Here is a 679-nt window from a genome sequence, read left to right on the forward strand (position 1 = left end):
GGCAGGCCGTAGCGTTCAAACGCGCTGACCAGCTGCTGCTGCACGGTCTCGCGCCGTTCATCGGTACAGTGCGCCAGGCACAGGGAAAAACGGGAGTGGTCGTCCAGCAGGGTGAGCGGATGGCAGCGGCCACCGCCAAAGGGAAAGTGGCCCTTAAAATCCATCTGCCAGAGCCGGTTCGGCGCGTCATGTTCGAAGCGTCCCGTAGCCGGAACGCCCGGTGATGCGCCCGGCAGCAGACCGTGACGGGCCATCAGATTATGGACGGTGCTGAAGGCGGGCATACGGTGCCCCTGGTCTTCAAGCCAGCGCTTAATCTTGCGGGCGCCCCAGCGTTGATGACGGTCATGCGCCATGCGCAGCAGGGCCGTGATGTCGTCAGATGAGCGGTTCGGGGAATGATGAGGTGCGCGGGAGCGGTCCTGAAGACCGGAGGCACCTTCCTCAGCCCAGCGCTGAAGCCACTTGTAGCCGGTGGCAGGAGAAATGCCGAACTGACGGCAGAGGAAACGGATGTTCGCCCCGTCCTGCGAGGCGAACAGCACAAACTCGGTACGTAATGACATGGTATCTCTCGCATCCCAGGGCATAAGCGACTCCATAAACGGGTTCTTATGCCTCAGTTGTAAGTGTCTACCATGTCCCCGAACAAGTGTTCACTATGTCCCCGGACCGTACA

General features: G+C 61.1%; 1 protein-coding gene. It reads right to left on the reverse strand.

The window, feature by feature from the left end; all coding sequences use genetic code 11:
* The coding region (locus IM294_RS21975) for a helix-turn-helix domain-containing protein (protein ID WP_193360252.1) at nt 1-602 on the reverse strand (602 nt) is incomplete at its 3' end.
* Nucleotides 603-679: the final 77 nt, after the last annotated feature.

The organism is Enterobacter cloacae complex sp. P43RS (genome assembly GCF_014930585.1).
Taxonomy (GTDB): Bacteria; Pseudomonadota; Gammaproteobacteria; order Enterobacterales; family Enterobacteriaceae; genus Enterobacter; species Enterobacter bugandensis.